This window comes from Acinetobacter cumulans, assembly GCF_003024525.3.
GTDB lineage: Bacteria > Pseudomonadota > Gammaproteobacteria > Pseudomonadales > Moraxellaceae > Acinetobacter > Acinetobacter cumulans.
Genome location: NZ_CP035934.2, coordinates 3,367,266 through 3,381,900, shown reverse-complemented (window position 1 = coordinate 3,381,900; position 14,635 = coordinate 3,367,266). Strand labels below are relative to the sequence as shown.

17 protein-coding genes are annotated in these 14,635 nt (G+C 42.7%); 3 read left to right on the top strand and 14 right to left on the bottom strand.

What is annotated here, in order from left to right:
- The first annotated feature begins 114 nt into the window (after positions 1-114).
- Together C9E88_RS15895 and C9E88_RS15890 are read left to right on the top strand one after the other, a co-directional pair.
- Positions 115-1,191, top strand: coding sequence for an aromatic ring-hydroxylating oxygenase subunit alpha (locus C9E88_RS15895; RefSeq protein ID WP_106984120.1), 1,077 nt, complete (start codon positions 115-117; stop codon positions 1,189-1,191).
- A 115-nt stretch (positions 1,192-1,306) separates the two neighbouring features.
- Positions 1,307-1,876, top strand: coding sequence for a phosphorylase family protein (locus tag C9E88_RS15890; protein WP_106984121.1), 570 nt, complete (start codon positions 1,307-1,309; stop codon positions 1,874-1,876).
- A gap of 71 nt (positions 1,877-1,947) precedes the next feature.
- On the opposite strand, the gene C9E88_RS15885 is transcribed toward C9E88_RS15890, so the two are convergent.
- The 13 genes from C9E88_RS15885 to ubiG all read right to left on the bottom strand — a co-directional run bounded on the left by C9E88_RS15885 (position 1,948) and on the right by ubiG (position 13,123).
- Positions 1,948-2,562 (bottom strand): TetR/AcrR family transcriptional regulator, encoded by a 615-nt coding sequence (locus C9E88_RS15885; RefSeq protein ID WP_106984293.1) that lies wholly within the window; start codon positions 2,560-2,562, stop codon positions 1,948-1,950.
- A gap of 345 nt (positions 2,563-2,907) precedes the next feature.
- Positions 2,908-3,726 carry an ABC transporter ATP-binding protein gene (locus C9E88_RS15880; protein WP_106984122.1) on the bottom strand — a complete coding sequence of 273 codons (819 nt, stop codon included), beginning with the start codon at positions 3,724-3,726 and terminating at the stop codon, positions 2,908-2,910.
- A gap of 15 nt (positions 3,727-3,741) precedes the next feature.
- On the bottom strand, positions 3,742-4,557 hold the full coding sequence (ssuC, locus tag C9E88_RS15875; RefSeq protein WP_106984123.1) for an aliphatic sulfonate ABC transporter permease SsuC: 816 nt from the start codon (positions 4,555-4,557) through the stop codon (positions 3,742-3,744).
- Position 4,558: 1 nt separating this feature from the next.
- The gene (gene ssuD, locus C9E88_RS15870) at positions 4,559-5,728 is read right to left on the bottom strand and encodes an FMNH2-dependent alkanesulfonate monooxygenase (protein WP_106984124.1); all 1,170 of its coding nucleotides are present in this window, start codon (positions 5,726-5,728) and stop codon (positions 4,559-4,561) included.
- Between the two features lie 104 nt (positions 5,729-5,832).
- Entirely contained in the window at positions 5,833-6,795 is a 963-nt protein-coding gene (locus C9E88_RS15865; RefSeq protein ID WP_106984125.1) for a sulfonate ABC transporter substrate-binding protein, read from the bottom strand.
- A 331-nt stretch (positions 6,796-7,126) separates the two neighbouring features.
- Positions 7,127-8,473 (bottom strand): amino-acid N-acetyltransferase, encoded by a 1,347-nt coding sequence (argA, locus tag C9E88_RS15860; RefSeq protein ID WP_106984126.1) that lies wholly within the window; start codon positions 8,471-8,473, stop codon positions 7,127-7,129.
- Positions 8,474-8,619: 146 nt separating this feature from the next.
- A complete protein-coding gene (locus tag C9E88_RS15855) occupies positions 8,620-9,012 on the bottom strand; it encodes an RcnB family protein (RefSeq protein ID WP_106984127.1) in 393 nt (130 codons plus the stop codon).
- Between the two features lie 224 nt (positions 9,013-9,236).
- Positions 9,237-9,641, bottom strand: coding sequence for an RcnB family protein (locus C9E88_RS15850; protein WP_106984128.1), 405 nt, complete (start codon positions 9,639-9,641; stop codon positions 9,237-9,239).
- Positions 9,642-9,905: 264 nt separating this feature from the next.
- The gene (locus C9E88_RS17640; RefSeq protein WP_167514216.1) at positions 9,906-10,061 is read right to left on the bottom strand and encodes a hypothetical protein; all 156 of its coding nucleotides are present in this window, start codon (positions 10,059-10,061) and stop codon (positions 9,906-9,908) included.
- Between the two features lie 275 nt (positions 10,062-10,336).
- Positions 10,337-10,756 (bottom strand): hypothetical protein, encoded by a 420-nt coding sequence (locus tag C9E88_RS15845; protein ID WP_106984129.1) that lies wholly within the window; start codon positions 10,754-10,756, stop codon positions 10,337-10,339.
- Between the two features lie 160 nt (positions 10,757-10,916).
- A complete protein-coding gene (locus C9E88_RS15840) occupies positions 10,917-11,666 on the bottom strand; it encodes a YciK family oxidoreductase (protein WP_106984130.1) in 750 nt (249 codons plus the stop codon).
- 45 nt (positions 11,667-11,711) lie between these two features.
- A complete protein-coding gene (locus C9E88_RS15835; protein WP_106984131.1) occupies positions 11,712-12,410 on the bottom strand; it encodes an HAD family hydrolase in 699 nt (232 codons plus the stop codon).
- Positions 12,407-13,123 carry a bifunctional 2-polyprenyl-6-hydroxyphenol methylase/3-demethylubiquinol 3-O-methyltransferase UbiG gene (ubiG, locus tag C9E88_RS15830; protein ID WP_106984132.1) on the bottom strand — a complete coding sequence of 239 codons (717 nt, stop codon included), beginning with the start codon at positions 13,121-13,123 and terminating at the stop codon, positions 12,407-12,409. The genes C9E88_RS15835 and ubiG overlap by 4 nt, the downstream gene beginning before the upstream one ends.
- Positions 13,124-13,304: 181 nt before the next feature.
- On the opposite strand from ubiG, the gene C9E88_RS15825 reads away from it, so the two are divergent.
- Complete coding sequence (locus C9E88_RS15825; protein ID WP_106984133.1) at positions 13,305-13,922, top strand: thiol:disulfide interchange protein DsbA/DsbL; 618 nt, start codon at positions 13,305-13,307, stop codon at positions 13,920-13,922.
- A gap of 59 nt (positions 13,923-13,981) precedes the next feature.
- On the opposite strand, the gene C9E88_RS15820 is transcribed toward C9E88_RS15825, so the two are convergent.
- Complete coding sequence (locus C9E88_RS15820) at positions 13,982-14,635, bottom strand: TetR family transcriptional regulator (protein ID WP_106984134.1); 654 nt, start codon at positions 14,633-14,635, stop codon at positions 13,982-13,984.

Sequence of the window (14,635 nt, the reverse complement as noted above, 5' to 3'; positions counted from 1 at the left end):
AAACTGTTAGAATATGCCCCTGAGATGGGCATATTCTGTGCACTCAATCAATTAAAACAACACGCAATAAAAATTAAATAGATAAAAATTCTATATGGAAATCAGGATTTTAAAATGTGCGAAAAAACTCAATTTTGGGATCAGGCCAAGGGTTTATTGGAAGAGTGGTACGTTGCTTGTACTGCGAAAGAATTAAAAAAAGATCAACCTTTACAAACCACCATTTACGGTAAAAATTTTGTGGTGTTTCGTCAAAAGAATGGGCAGGCAGCCGTTCTACTCGATCAATGTGTACATCGTGGTGTTCCTCTTTCCGCAGGCAAAATGACCAATGGTTGTGTGACTTGTCCTTATCATGGCTGGTCTTATCAAGGCGATGGTCAGGTGGCGCATATTCCCAGTGTGAATGGCAAATTTTTTCCAGAGAAAGCTCATGCATTTAAACAGCGGAGTTATGACGTCTGTGAGCAAGATGGATTGATCTGGGTCTATTTAGGCGATAAAGCGCCTGAAGCACGCCCTGAAGTATTTAAACTGCCTTTTTATGATGCACCAGGTTGGCAAAGTTATTATATGGTGGGCAAATATGATGGTGAGATGGGCACTGTCGCACAAAACATTATGGATGTTACCCACACGATATTTGTGCACGAAGGCTGGTTTCGCTCTGAGTCGGGCAAAGCGGTAGATGCCACGATTGAGGTGAGTCCACGTAAGGTGGTGGTGGAATATCATGACCATGAGGCAGATGTAGGCATGATGCCGTGGCTGACCAATCCACATGGTGCACAGCAGGTTCATCGTGATAGCTTTATTGCACCCAATATTACCTTGGTGGAATACCACTGGGGTGAACCTTCAGGCATGGTCTTTAACAGCCTGATTACGCCTGTTGGGCCTTATGAATCACGGGTATATACCTGTGTAAGCTATAAATTTCCAATTCCACGTGTGTTGGCAAAAGCAATTCAACCTGCGGTGAACGTATACACGTGGGTGGTGAATAACCAAGACATTAAAATTTTGGCGGCACGCCGTAAAGGTTTGGAAAGTATGCCGATGACGCATTCACATAGTGTACGTGGTGATATGGCGCATATCGCATTGGAAAAGATTTTAGAATCCTTACGTCATGATCAGTCTTTAACCCCATCTATTTTGGGCAAGCGTCCTATGCAGTTTCAAATTTAAGATAGCAAAGGGGGAAGTGCATTGCTGACCCCAAGCAAGGTGTTTCACACGAAGGTCTTTATGGTTTTGTGCCAATCTATGTTATATCGGTAGCCATGAATATGAGGAATGGCACATGAAACAAGATTTAGCCCTAATGATGGCCTTAGCCAATGAGTCTAAAGGTTTGTTTGAGTCTGCGGGAATTGATGTTCACTATAGTGGCATTGGTAAAGTCAACGCAGCATTTAAAGCCTATGAAGTAATTCAAAAAACAGGTTGCAAAACCTTGCTGAACTTAGGGACGGCTGGGAGCTCCCATTTTGATGCACATGCATTGGTTGAGGTTACACAGTTTGTGCAACGTGATATGGATGTGTCGCCATTGGGCTTTGCAGTAGGGGTTACGCCACTAGATGATGAGTATCCTGCGGGGATTGAGCTGGTACCTTATTTTGATCATCTTGCACAAGGAATTTGCGGTACTGGCGACAGCTTTGAAACTGGGCTACCGAAAGTACCGTGTAATTTAGTGGACATGGAAGGCTACGCAATCGCAAAAGTATGTAAAAAACTGGGCGTTCGCTTAATCTCGGTAAAATATATTACCGATGGTGCAAATGACACAGCACATCTGGATTGGGAAGAAAACTTATTGTTAGGCGCGCAAAAATTATTATCGTTATATCAAAGTTTAAAAGTATAAAAAATAAGGTTGGCGGCCATATCGAGTTATGGCCGAATGCCAATCATTGCCACGAAAGACAATAGAGAGAATTAATTACGAGGTAATACACCATAGAGCATCATGTGCACCGTGTGTTGGATCACACGTTGGTTCATGCTACGGTTACGCAAGGTTTTGCCTGTCACCATTTCAATTTGCGTAGCAAAGTCAGCATAGTTCTGTGTAACAGCCCAGATATTCAAAATCAAAATTTCAGGATCAATATCCTTTGAAATTTTGCCTTGTTCTTGCCAGTTACTAATCACTTTAGCTTTACGTTTTACCAGCTTCTTTAAAGGTCCTTTGAGGATATCAAGAATATGTGGCGCACCTTGAATCACTTCAAGCGCAAATAAACGAGACGCTTTAGGCTGCGTACGCGATACTTCAATTTTTTGCATCAAATAATTGGTAATCGCTTCAGCAGGTTCTAAATCTGCTTCTAAAGTTTGCAAAGGCGCTAACCATTTTTGTAACACTGTGGTTAACACTTCGACATAAAGCGCTTCTTTATTTTCATAGTAATAGAAAATATTCGATTTATGCATTTCTGCAATTTGCGCGATTTCATCCAGACTGGCCCCATTGAAACCATATAGGGAAAATACGTCCAGTGCAGCGCTAAGCAACTGGTTACGTTTTTGAGTACTCTTTTTTTGTTCCATTAGCATTTTAACAATGAAAAGGGGGATCGGGGATTGTACGGCAAATCAGCAGCCTTGTGCACAACCAAACTTTGTAATTTTATGAATAATGGCGATTTATTTTATAGATCGATGATTAAATTATCCTGACAGCCCCACTAAAATCAAATAAAAAATAGTATGCATAAATAAAAAAATGATTATTTTTATTCATTAATGTTATGGAAGTTGTTGATTTTAAGTTGGGGCACCTATTCATGCACCTTTTAGGTGCTTTATACCGCATATAAATCGACGATTTAATCGATATATATGCCCCACACTCATCACTTGCTACATGATGAGTATGAGACAAATTAAAAATATTTAAGTCGCGAGCACAGCATTGAGCACCTGTTGTTCAAGTGTGCTAAAAGCCAGATTTTTTTGTCGTGGACGGGGCAGATCGACCTGAAATTGTGAGGCAATATGGCCCTTATCGAGCAGAATAATACGATCTGCAAGTTGTACCGCTTCGCTCACATCATGGGTTACCAAGATGGCCGTAAAGCCTTGCTCGGTCCAGAGTTTTTCAATCAGATTTTGCATGTCTAAGCGGGTTAATGCATCTAAAGCGCCGAGTGGCTCATCTAACAGTAAGATTCGCGGTTGGTGAGATAATGCGCGTGCAAGCGCCGTTCTTTGACGCTGTCCACCTGAAAGTTGGGACGGCCATAATGAGGCTTTTTCTTTCAGGCCAACTTTTTCTAGCATGGCTGAGGCATTGGCATGTCGCTCTTTTTCTAAACCGAGCTGTACGTTTTGTTCAATACTTCGCCAAGGCAAAAGTCGTGGATCTTGGAACATCACACGAATGTCATCGGAGGTAATACCTTCACGAATATGACGCGCAGATTTAAATTTGATTTCACCGTAGCTTGGTTTTTCTAAATCGGCAATTAAGCGAAGTAGGGTACTTTTACCACAGCCACTACGGCCCACAATGGCAAGGAATTCACCGGGCTGAATATGCAGGTCGAGGTCTTCGAGTACTTTTACACTGCCATAGAACTTATGCAGTTGCTCAATGTGAATTTCGGCACCAAGCACAGCATTGGGGTTAATGTCGTTGGTGTGCGTGTTTGAGCTTGATGTATTTGCATTTGAGGTATCTTGGGCATGGCGGCCAATACTTAAATCAGTCATGTCATGTGTCCTTTTTTATTTTTGATAGCCAGCGTGCCAGCGGAGGAGATAACGCTCTAAAGCCACGGCTAAAACGTCAGCTAATTTACCCAGTAGGGCATACAGTAAAATCCCTACCAACACGATATCGGTTTGTAAAAACTCACGTGCGTTCATGGTCATATAACCAATACCTGCTTGTGCAGAAATGGTTTCGGCCACAATTAACAGCACCCACACCAAACCTAAGGAAAAACGCAGTCCGACCAAAATTGAAGGCATTGCACCCGGCAAAATAATGTCTTTATAGAGCTGCCAGCGTGTGAGGCCATAACTTTTGCCCATTTCAATGAGCTGTGGGTCGACAGAACGAATACCATGATAGGTATTAATATAAATAGGGAAAAATACCCCGATCGCCACTAAAAATAGCTTGGCACTTTCATCAATACCAAACCATAAAATCACCAATGGAATGAGTGCAAGCGCTGGAATGTTACGGATCATTTGAATGGTGGTGTCGAGCAAGTTTGAAGCGACTTTAGATGAGCCATTGAGCAGGCCTAGTAATAAGCCCAAACCACCACCGACCAATAAGCCTAAAAGTGCACGGCCCGCACTGACTTGCACGTGTTTCCATAGTTCACCACTTAAAAGCAAGCTCCAAAATGCACTAACAACGGCGCTTGGTGCAGGTAAAATACGGCTTTGTAATAGGCCAGTGACTGAGGCAACTTGCCAAAGCAAAATCAGAACAATAGGAAGAAGCCAAGGCAGCAAACGCTGCCCGAGCTGTGTTCCACGTGAAACCTTCTTTTCTGCGAAGGCTTCAACCGAAACAGATTTAGACATTTTAAGCTGGCTCCTGAATCGGTTTTTTATTTTCATCTGGTGTGTAATTGTTCGCGACAATTTCGCCAAATGGGCCAGTCAAATTGGGTTGAGTTAGCTTTTGTTGGGTTTCGAGTGGCAGTAGCGGGAACACCAATTCTGCAAAACGAATCGATTCTTCTAAATGCGGGTAGCCCGAGAAAATAAAGGTATTAATACCGAGGTCTGCATATTCTTGAATACGTGCAGCCACTGTTTCAGGATCACCGACTAAAGCTGTACCTGCACCGCCACGGACTAGACCTACACCAGCCCAAAGGTTAGGGGATACTTCGAGTTTAGTACGGTCTCCATTGTGCAGTTCAGCCATACGGCGTTGTCCGATTGAATCCATGCTTTTGAATTTGGCTTGCGCGGCTTGAATGGTTGCATCATCAACATATTGGATGAGCTCTTCAGCCGCTTGCCATGCTTCAGCATTGGTTTCACGTACAATTACGTGTAAACGAATACCGTAGTTCAGTTCACGACCTTTGGCCTCTGCGCGGGCTTTGACCACGGCAATTTTCTCTTTCACTGCAGCAGGTGGTTCACCCCAAGTGAGATAGGTGTCGACTTGTGATGCCGCTAACTCAATTGCATCATCTGAAGAGCCACCAAACCAAAGCGGTGGATACGGTTGTTGTACAGGTGGATATAAAAGTTTGGCATCATCTACGCTTAAGCGTTCACCATGGAAGGTATAGCTTTCACCGGTATGTGAGCGGGTTAAAATTTCACGCCAAATGGTGGTGTATTCGTTTGCAGTTTTGTAGCGAGTCGCATGGTCTTCATATACACCATCACCTTTGAGTTCTTGCTCGTCACCACCTGTAACTAAGTTAAGCAATACACGGCCACCCGATAAACGGTCAAATGTTGCTGCCATACGTGCAGCTAAAGCAGGTGTAGTCACCCCAGGGCGAAGTGCAACAAGGAACTTTAATTTTTTGGTTGCATCAATCAAGCTGGTAGCTGTTAACCATGGATCTTCACATGAACGGCCTGTTGGAATCAGTACGCCTTCGTAGCCAAGGTTGTCTACCGCCACCGCAATTTGTTTCATATATGCATGATCAACAACACGAGCACCTTTGCTGGTACCGAGGTAGCGACTGTCACCATGCGTCGGGATAAACCAAAAAATTTTCATATCTGTTCCTTAATTTTGAATGTGCTCGGTCATCCAACAGGCTGCATCTGGTTCTGATTTGGTCGATGTCAGTCCTGCGGGAAATAAAATGAAAGTGAAAAAACTTATTTAATAATGGCAGCGTCAATATTGAGTTTGTTTGGAATGAGCTTTTGCGCATAGAAGGCATCTGCAACACGTTGTTGCTCGCTAATTACTGCAGGGCTAATGGGTTGCACGCCAAAACCCATCCGTGAAATCGAACTTTTTAAAATGTTAAAATCGAGGCTAGTTGGCTTTTCGAGTAACTTGGCGGCTTCATCTTGATGGCTCGCTACCCACTGTGTAGACAGGTTCAATTCTTTCACCACGGCTTGAATCACTTTTGGATTGGCTTCAGCAAATTTACGGTCAGCCAAATAAAACTGATGGTTGCTCACGAGGTTTTCACCTGTGGCCAAAACGCGCGCGCCAATTTGTTGTTCAGCTGCAGCAAAGAACGGATCCCAAATCACCCAAGCATCGACTGCACCTTTTTCAAAGGCTGCACGTGCATCGGAAGGGGGTAAATAAATGACATTGATGTCATTCAGTGTTAAATGATTGGCTTCTAAAACTTTCAACAATAAATAATGAACATTTGAGCCTTTGTTTAAGGCAACGCGTTTGCCTTTTAAGTCAGCAATGCTGTTGATGGCAGAATCTTTAGGCACCAGTAAGGCTTCTGCTTTGGGTGCAGCAGGTTGGTTGGCCACATAGACTAAATTTGAGTTGGCTGCTTGTGCAAAAATTGGCGGGGCTTCACCTGCTTCGCCTAACACAACGCTACCGACATTTAAGCCTTCTAATAGCTGTGGCCCAGCCGGGAATTCCACCCATTTCACCTGAACGCCTTGCGCTTCTAGCGCTTTTTCTAAATTGCCGCGTTCTTTGACAATCGGCAAAATGCCATATTTTTGAAAGCCGATATTTAAAGTAATGGTCTCTTGGGCTTGATCTTTAGAGCAACCCGTCAGCATCATGACAGCAACAGTCGCAGCAGAAAGAGCGAGTGATTTTGTCCAAAATTGAGAAGGGATGATGCGCATGGCAGGTTGCTCCTGAACCTAAAATAAGAACGACATGGAATGCACATACGCTAATGAATTTTCTTTTTCGGAAAAAATAAAAAAACTTAAAGTTCTAATGAAGAAAAAAGATAAATAAAAAACAGCAAACCTTATGCAAATTTATGCTGAATAAAATAATGAGAGATATGCTGTTTAATGATTTTAATTTATTGAAATTTAATACTTATTTTTTAATATACGATCTATGCATAAGTTTATCTCTTTATGCGCATAAGTCCAAAGCATGGACTGCGCAAATTTAGAGATAAACTTAGTCAAAATTGAGCTAAGCAGGGCGCTCTAAACCTACTTAAAGGGTTTTGATACAGACCAAGGAGTTACGCTGGTAGTTGTATAAAGCCTGACGTGCATTCGGGAGATCATCGACACTGGCAGATGCAAAGCCTTGCTCGATAAACCAGTGTGCCGTACGTGTGGTTAAAATAAACAATTGCTCGATTCCCAAAGCTTTGGCTTTTTCTTCTAAATAATGCAGGATTTGACTGCCACGATTCGATTTACGGTAGCTCGGATGTACAGCAACACAGGCAATTTCAGCCGAACGCAATTCGCCTTCAGCGGTAGGAATTGGGTAAAGCGCTGCACAGGCTAAAATCGTACCATCGCGTTCAATTACGGCAAATTGTTCGATTTCATTTTCTAAACGTTCACGCGAGCGATAGACCAAAATCCCTTCTTCTTCTAACGGACGAAGTAGATTAATTAAACCACCGACATCTTGAATATTCGCCGTGCGGACTTCTTCATAATGTGCATCAGTAATCATGGTGCCAGAACCATCACGCGTGAAGAGTTCTTCTAGCATGGCACCATCGGTTGCATACGAAATTAAATGCACCCGATGTACGCCTTGTAGCGAGGCTGTTTTTGCACCATGCAAATGTAAGAAAATGTCGGGATTGGCATCTTGGTATTGTAAAAGGTGTTCTTCTAGTTGGTGTGGTAAGACTTCTCGAATTAATTGGCCATGTTCATCCATGAGGCCTGCTGATTGGCCAAGGAAAATCAATTTATCTGCTTTTAAGCTAATTGCAGTTTTGGTTGCCACTTCTTCCGCCAACAAATTAAATACTTCACCTGTAGTGGAATAGCCCGTTGGCCCAAGCAAGATAATATTTTGACTGAGTAAATGGCGCTGAATGGCATCAGTGTCGATACTACGCACTTCACCAGACAACTGAAAATCAACACCATCCCGAATACCATAAGGCTTTGCAGTAACTAAATTGCCCGATACCACATCAATACGTGCGCCGTACATCGGTGAGTTGGCCAATCCCATCGAGAGCAACGCTTCAATTTGTAAACGAATAGAACCTGATGCATTCATCACTGCGCTTAAAGACTCACGTGTGGTCACGCGACGATGATGATGAAATGGCGTTGTGAGTCCGCTGGCTTTGAGGTTCTGATTAATTTGCGGGCGTGCGCCGTAAACCAAAATTAAACGAATACCTAAAGAATGCAACAGGGCAATGTCATGAATAATGTGTTGAAAATTCGCATGTAAGACGGCTTCACCATCAAACATGATGACAAAGGTTTTGCCACGGTGGGCATTAATATAGGGTGCAGAATGCCGAAACCAATGCACGTATTGTAAAGTTGTGCTTTGAGAAACGTCCATTGAAGTCATGTGCAGGCCTATGCCGAGATTACGGTTTATTGATTCTAATCAAAAAAACCATGGAGAGAAAAGGGAAAGCCTCTGTGCAGACAAAAAAACACCCGTATAAGTTGAATTATACAGGTGCGAAAGGGATATTCACCGAGGCTTAGGAATTAGCCAATGATTCGGATGATTCGGTCGTTACGTTCGTTGATGAGTACATAGTCGCCATTCACTTTGTACCATTGTTGGTAGCGCCCAGTGTTGGGTAATTTACGTGCTTCACGGTCACTCACTTTATAGCGTGTTGACTGAAACGCGCGTGGTAAGGTTTGACCACTACGCCATTCACGGCTTGGGTTTACACGTTGTTGATTCCACTGATTGTTGTTATTCCATTGTTGTGGATGTTTGTTGTCCCAACGTGAATCATGGGGTTGAACATGGCTTGGCGGTGGTGGTGGATTACCACGACGGTCATCAAAACGATGATCAGGCGCTGCCATTGCCGATGTTGCGATTAAACCTGAAAGTGCAAGGGTCGCAAAAGAGATCAGTTTTTTCATTTCATTCACCTAAATTGCTGTAATGCTGTTCTGTTTCGATAACTTTAAATTACCGACAAAGTTCAGAGAAAGCGTGAGGGATATAGAGTGGAATTGTGAAATGTATGAAGAAAAATAGCAGATTGCGTGCAGGTGAATGCTCTATCAATTGCTTAAGCTACTGGCAGGCAAAAGTGCTGGCATAAAAAAAGCCCAAACAATGTTGGGCTATGCAGTGTAAGGGGCTAAAGACCTAAAATACGCATAATGCTGTTGGTCTCTGAGTTGACTAAAATGTAGTCATTGTTAATTTTGTACCATTGTTGATTACGATCTGGTCTTGGTAAGTTTTGGTCTCGATAATCGACTTTATAACCATTACCACGATAATGTTGTGGAAGCACATAACCCGCTTGCCATTTATGTTGTTGTAAGCGTTTTACACCACGCTCTTCACGCATACGACGCATCTCCATGCGTTCACCATCATTATCTTCACGGAATTCGCGATTTTTTTTCGCTTGCCCGCGGTTGAAGTCACGTGGCTGATCATAACCATCGCGTTGGTCAAAATGAGGACCAGCAATCGAAATGCTGCTTGCTGTCAAAGCACTGAAAGATATTGCTAATGCAGTCAAAATCTTTTTCATGTTAAGTCCTCATCTAAATGATTCATAATGTATGGGATTACTCTACGCAAAAAATGCAGAGAAACTGTGAAGATAGTGCGATAATTCTTTAAATAAAGCAGAGATAATAAGGATATTATGCGTTAAAAATGCAGATCTATAAATGATCAAATCTGTTTATGGTGACGAAAGTAAATTGTGGATTGAATATAGTGGGATGTTTTTATTCAATCCTATTTTGGCAACTGAGTAAATGAAATCGTATGAGCACATGAAGATTTGCCTTTAGTTCCACTGCTCACTTAGACCAGACAATGAATATACCGCTTCAGCGACTGCTTCCGCTGAACTTGCATGATCCAGTGCCATAATTAGAGTTGTAGACAATTGTAGTTGTTCAATTGAACGAATAATTTCAGTTTTACGTTGTTGATCGGCCATGATCTATCTCCAGAGTGTTGAGACTACAAAATCAATGCAGTCAGCATAGAGAAGATCTGTTTATTTTAAAAACCGAATAAAATTATAAAAATAATTTAAAAATACGATTGATGGCATAAAGTCATCAATTGAGGATTTGTACAGAATGAATGGATATTAAACTGACCCGTTAGCGTAAATCACACAAGGCACACGGGGTTGCCTTGTGATCGTGCGATCTATGGGTGTAAACCTATGACAGGATTTAAAAGCAAAGCCTAATCCGAAATATAGGCTTAGTAAGCAAATTGAAGGTCAGTGTAGTCGGTCAGCGATTTTTGTAAATGTGCTTGTATAAATTCACGTACATCTTGCTCAGTCATTGGAGCACCTTGCTTGGTAATCACGTGTTCAACAGGCGGTTGGCCTTCTGCAGTAATACGATAAACAAAACTTTTTGCAGTCTCATAGCGGTCATTTTGTTTCACAATACATAGCACGTACTGATAACGATGTTCGAAGTTTAAGTCAGTATGTGAAAATACAAACTGCTCAAATAGCTTCACATTTTGGCCATTTTCTAAGGCTTTGAGATCATCCAAAATACTTGGATCAAACTTCATACCATATTTTTCAGAAATCGCTTTGCCATCAATCAATAGATTGAGCATGCCATCTTCGGTTGGTGTTACAGTAATATTGCTAAAGTCAGACATGTCGGACACTCATTGCTTAAAATGTTTGGCATAAGTATCCGCATATTGTCTGGAATTACAAGCCAATGTGGCATGAATGTACTCAGCATAAAAAATGTATGTGCCGAAAAAAAGGAGGCCAAAGCCTCCTTTTATTTAATGCATTGATACCGTTATGCGTTTAGGCATCTTGTGCATCTATACTGGCACCATTGAGGGATAAGCTATCATCGCCCATCAAATATAAATAGGCCGGCATAATTTGCTCGGGTGTCGGTAAGATTTTTGGATCTTCATCTGGATAGGCTTTTGCGCGCATCGCAGTCCGTGTTGCACCGGGATTGATACAGTTGAAGCGAATATTAGGGTGCTGATTTTCTTTGGCAAACAAAGTGCTTACAGCCTCAATGGCAATTTTAGACACAGAATATGCACCCCAGTTTTCACGCGCTTCACGGCCTACACCTGAACTGGCAAACACCACAGAGGCATGTTCTGATTTTTGCAATAGCGGTAATAATTCTTGCGTGAGTACGAAAGGCGCACGTAAGTTTACGGCCATCACATCATCCCACACATCGGCAGGATAATGTGCTAAGGGTGTACGCTCGCCCAAAATGCCTGCATTATGCAAAATACCATCTAAACGGCCAAATTGGCGCTCAAGTGTATCAACCAATAACTCATAATCACGCGGAGAAGCACTCGACAATTGAAGCGGTAAAATTGCAGGTTGTGGTGCGCCCAATCCTTCAATTTCATCGTAAATTACTTCAAGTTTGTTCAGTGTACGGCCATGCAAAACCACTGTTGCGCCATGAAGAGCATAAGTGATTGCAGCTGCACGACCGATACCATCGCCCGCACCTGTAATTAGGATAATGCGATCTTTGAGTAGATCGGGGCGAGGTTGATATTCTGAATATTTCATTGTCTATCTCCTCGTTTTATTGTGTTTTTTCAGTCTTTATTTTGGCTAGGTTTGAGCAGGGTAGATGCTATTTGTACCTATGACGTGCTGACGAATGACATCGTGTAATTCTACAACAGTATTCACTATACAATCTGCATGCCAGGCTGTTAAGTCATCTTTATATTGAAGGGGTAAATAGCCATAGGCTGCTAAAATGGTGTGCATACCTGCACTGCGCCCAGCATCAATATCACGTGGATGGTCGCCCACATAAATACAGTCTTTGGCGTCAATTTGGATCTGATCAGCAGCCAAATACATTGGCTCTGGATCTGGTTTGGTTTTACTCACATCTTCAGGGCAGACCAGCACTGAACAGCGCGCTGTCAAATTCAGTGCTTGCAATAAAGACTCGCTCAGCCAGCGGGGTTTATTGGTCACAATACCCCAAGGAATCTGATGCTGTTCAAGTTCGGCTAACAGCGCTTGCATGCCTGTAAATAAGTCGGTATCGACCGCAATATCGGCGCCGTATCGGTCCAAAAAGTCTTGGCGATGCGCCAAAAAGATCGGATCTTCTACATCGAGTTCAGGATAAACCAATTTAACCATCGCACGTGCGCCTTCCGACACTTGCGTACGGATCAGGTCTGTATCGACGACAGGACAGCCTTTTTCGCGACACATGTCTTGCAAAATACGAATAAAGTCGGCTGCAGTGTCGATCAGTGTCCCATCTAAATCAAACAGTACCGCTTTCATTGTGCGCCTTCATTCACGGTATGAACCATGTAGTTGACGTCTACATTGGGTGCGAGCCAGTAGCGTTTGGTCAGCGGGTTGTAATGTAGCCCGGTCATATTTTTGAGCTTTAAATGAGCGCCACGAATGTCATGTGCTAATTCTGAAGGCTTAATAAATTTGTGATAATCGTGAGTCCCTTTGGCCAGCATACGTAGCACATATTCGGCACCAATAATGGCAAATAAATATGATTTAGGGTTACGGTTAATAGTTGAGAAAAACACATGACCACCTGGCTTAACTAACTTTTTGCAGGCTGCAATAATTGAAGCTGGATCTGGCACATGTTCGAGCATTTCCATACATGTCACCACATCATATTGGCCAGCGTGTTCTTCGGCCAATTGCTCTACGGGTACTTGACGGTACTCGATATTGTCGACGCCTTCTTGTTCTGCGTGTAGGCGTGCAACATTGAGCGGTGCAAGGCCCATATCAATACCCAAGACTTGAGCGCCACGACGTGCCATGCTTTCTGCCAAAATGCCACCGCCACAGCCGACATCAAGAACTTTTTTACCTGCGATGCCACCTGAATGCTCATCAATCCAATTTAAACGGAGTGGATTAATCATGTGTAATGGACGGAATTCAGAGTTCTGGTCCCACCAGATGGCAGCGAATGCTTCAAACTTAGCAATTTCTTGTGGATCAACATTCAACTGCGACATGGGTTCACCTCAGGCAAGGGTTATATTTTAAAATAAAGTCAGAGGCTTATTAGTGTAGCGCTTATTCTAAAAAAAGCGATAAAAGCGCTAAAAAAGTTCACAGAATGGAAACGAAATTTGCATAAATGATTTATAGTGATCGCATAAGCTAATCATAATGAGTTAGAGGACTATAATCTCAATGAAAAAATTCCTTTTCGGCAGTTTGGTCGCTGCTGTTTTTGCCGTTTCTGGTAGCGCGATGGCCGCTGACTTTGTTGCAGGAAAAGACTATACAGTGCTCGCAAACCCTGTACAAGTTGAGGTTCCGGGGAAAATTGAAGTTCGTGAATTCTTTTGGTATGGCTGCCCACACTGTTTTAAACTTGAACCGCACATGCAAACGTGGTTAAAAAACATGCCTAAAGATGTACGTTTTGTACGTACGCCGGCAGCCATGAATCCAGTATGGGAACAAGGTGCGCGCGCATATTATGTTTCGGAAGCACTTGGGGTACGCCAAAAAACACATTTAATGTTGTTCCATGCGATTCATGAAGGCCAAAAACCAATTTTAGAAAAAGCTGCTTTTGCCAAATACTTTACGCAGTTTGGTATTCCAGAAGCTAAATTTAATAGCACTTACGATTCTTTCCCAATCGCATCTAAAATTGCGCAAGCTCAAGATCTTGCAAAACGTTATCAATTGACAGGTGTACCTGCGGTAACGGTGAATGGTAAATACGTCATTCAAGGTGAAGATGGAAAAGTCACTCAAGTGTTAAATTACTTAATTGAAAAAGAACGTTCAGGCAAATAAGCCGACCTTAAATAAAAACCCGCAAGTTGCGGGTTTTTTTTATGCTTAAAGATCGCGTGTTAGACCGATGGCTGATTGCGATCCCAATGCAAAATACCGCGGAAGAGCAGTTGAACTTGAGTAATTGCACTGAGCTTGAGGTGTTCTTGTTGTGCGCCAAGTTCTGCAGCGGCCACAGAGCGTTGTAAGTCCATCCAGTTCATGGCCCAATTAAAGGCTAAGCTCATCAAAATTTGTGACAAGACCTGTAAATCATGCTGTAGATGAATATGATTCAGCGTTTGGGTACGCCCCAAATCTGCGCTTAAATCGGCAGTTAAATATTGAATCTCACGTTGGATGGCATAACGCAAATGTGCAGAACCGCCCCAGCGTTCCGCAATAAAAAAAATCCATGGCTCTGGATGCATTTGAATATGCTGAAACAGTAAATGGATACAGTTTTGGATACGTGTGTCGGGCTGATGTTGAAAGACTTGCCCCATTTGATATTGCATTTGTTTGAGCTGTAAGGCGGTTTGATCCACCAGTTCTAAACCCAGCTCATCCATATCACTAAAGTGCCGATAAAACGCGGTCGGCACTAAGTTGGCGGCTTTGGCAATTTCACGTAGGCTCATACTGCTAAAGGCACGTCCTTGGCCACTTAATGCTAAGGCTGCATCTAAAAGTGCTTGTCGACTTTGTTGTTTACGTTCATCGCGTATCGACAT

Excerpts from the sequence above, each read along its gene's own strand:
- C9E88_RS15835 (WP_106984131.1), bottom strand. The coding sequence starts at position 12,410 with ATGAAAGCGGTACTGTTTGATTTAGATGGGACACTGATCGACACTGCA.
- ssuD (WP_106984124.1), bottom strand. The coding sequence starts at position 5,728 with ATGAAAATTTTTTGGTTTATCCCGACGCATGGTGACAGTCGCTACCTC.
- C9E88_RS17640 (WP_167514216.1), bottom strand. The coding sequence starts at position 10,061 with ATGGCCGATCAACAACGTAAAACTGAAATTATTCGTTCAATTGAACAA.
- argA (WP_106984126.1), bottom strand. The coding sequence starts at position 8,473 with ATGACTTCAATGGACGTTTCTCAAAGCACAACTTTACAATACGTGCAT.
- ubiG (WP_106984132.1), bottom strand. The coding sequence starts at position 13,123 with ATGTCGCAGTTGAATGTTGATCCACAAGAAATTGCTAAGTTTGAAGCA.
- C9E88_RS15820 (WP_106984134.1), bottom strand. The coding sequence starts at position 14,635 with ATGTCGATACGCGATGAACGTAAACAACAAAGTCGACAAGCACTTTTA.
- C9E88_RS15865 (WP_106984125.1), bottom strand. The coding sequence starts at position 6,795 with ATGCGCATCATCCCTTCTCAATTTTGGACAAAATCACTCGCTCTTTCT.
- C9E88_RS15825 (WP_106984133.1), top strand. The coding sequence starts at position 13,305 with ATGAAAAAATTCCTTTTCGGCAGTTTGGTCGCTGCTGTTTTTGCCGTT.
- C9E88_RS15890 (WP_106984121.1), top strand. The coding sequence starts at position 1,307 with ATGAAACAAGATTTAGCCCTAATGATGGCCTTAGCCAATGAGTCTAAA.
- C9E88_RS15880 (WP_106984122.1), bottom strand. The coding sequence starts at position 3,726 with ATGACTGATTTAAGTATTGGCCGCCATGCCCAAGATACCTCAAATGCA.
- C9E88_RS15885 (WP_106984293.1), bottom strand. The coding sequence starts at position 2,562 with ATGGAACAAAAAAAGAGTACTCAAAAACGTAACCAGTTGCTTAGCGCT.
- C9E88_RS15840 (WP_106984130.1), bottom strand. The coding sequence starts at position 11,666 with ATGAAATATTCAGAATATCAACCTCGCCCCGATCTACTCAAAGATCGC.
- C9E88_RS15855 (WP_106984127.1), bottom strand. The coding sequence starts at position 9,012 with ATGAAAAAACTGATCTCTTTTGCGACCCTTGCACTTTCAGGTTTAATC.
- ssuC (WP_106984123.1), bottom strand. The coding sequence starts at position 4,557 with ATGTCTAAATCTGTTTCGGTTGAAGCCTTCGCAGAAAAGAAGGTTTCA.
- C9E88_RS15850 (WP_106984128.1), bottom strand. The coding sequence starts at position 9,641 with ATGAAAAAGATTTTGACTGCATTAGCAATATCTTTCAGTGCTTTGACA.
- C9E88_RS15895 (WP_106984120.1), top strand. The coding sequence starts at position 115 with ATGTGCGAAAAAACTCAATTTTGGGATCAGGCCAAGGGTTTATTGGAA.
- C9E88_RS15845 (WP_106984129.1), bottom strand. The coding sequence starts at position 10,756 with ATGTCTGACTTTAGCAATATTACTGTAACACCAACCGAAGATGGCATG.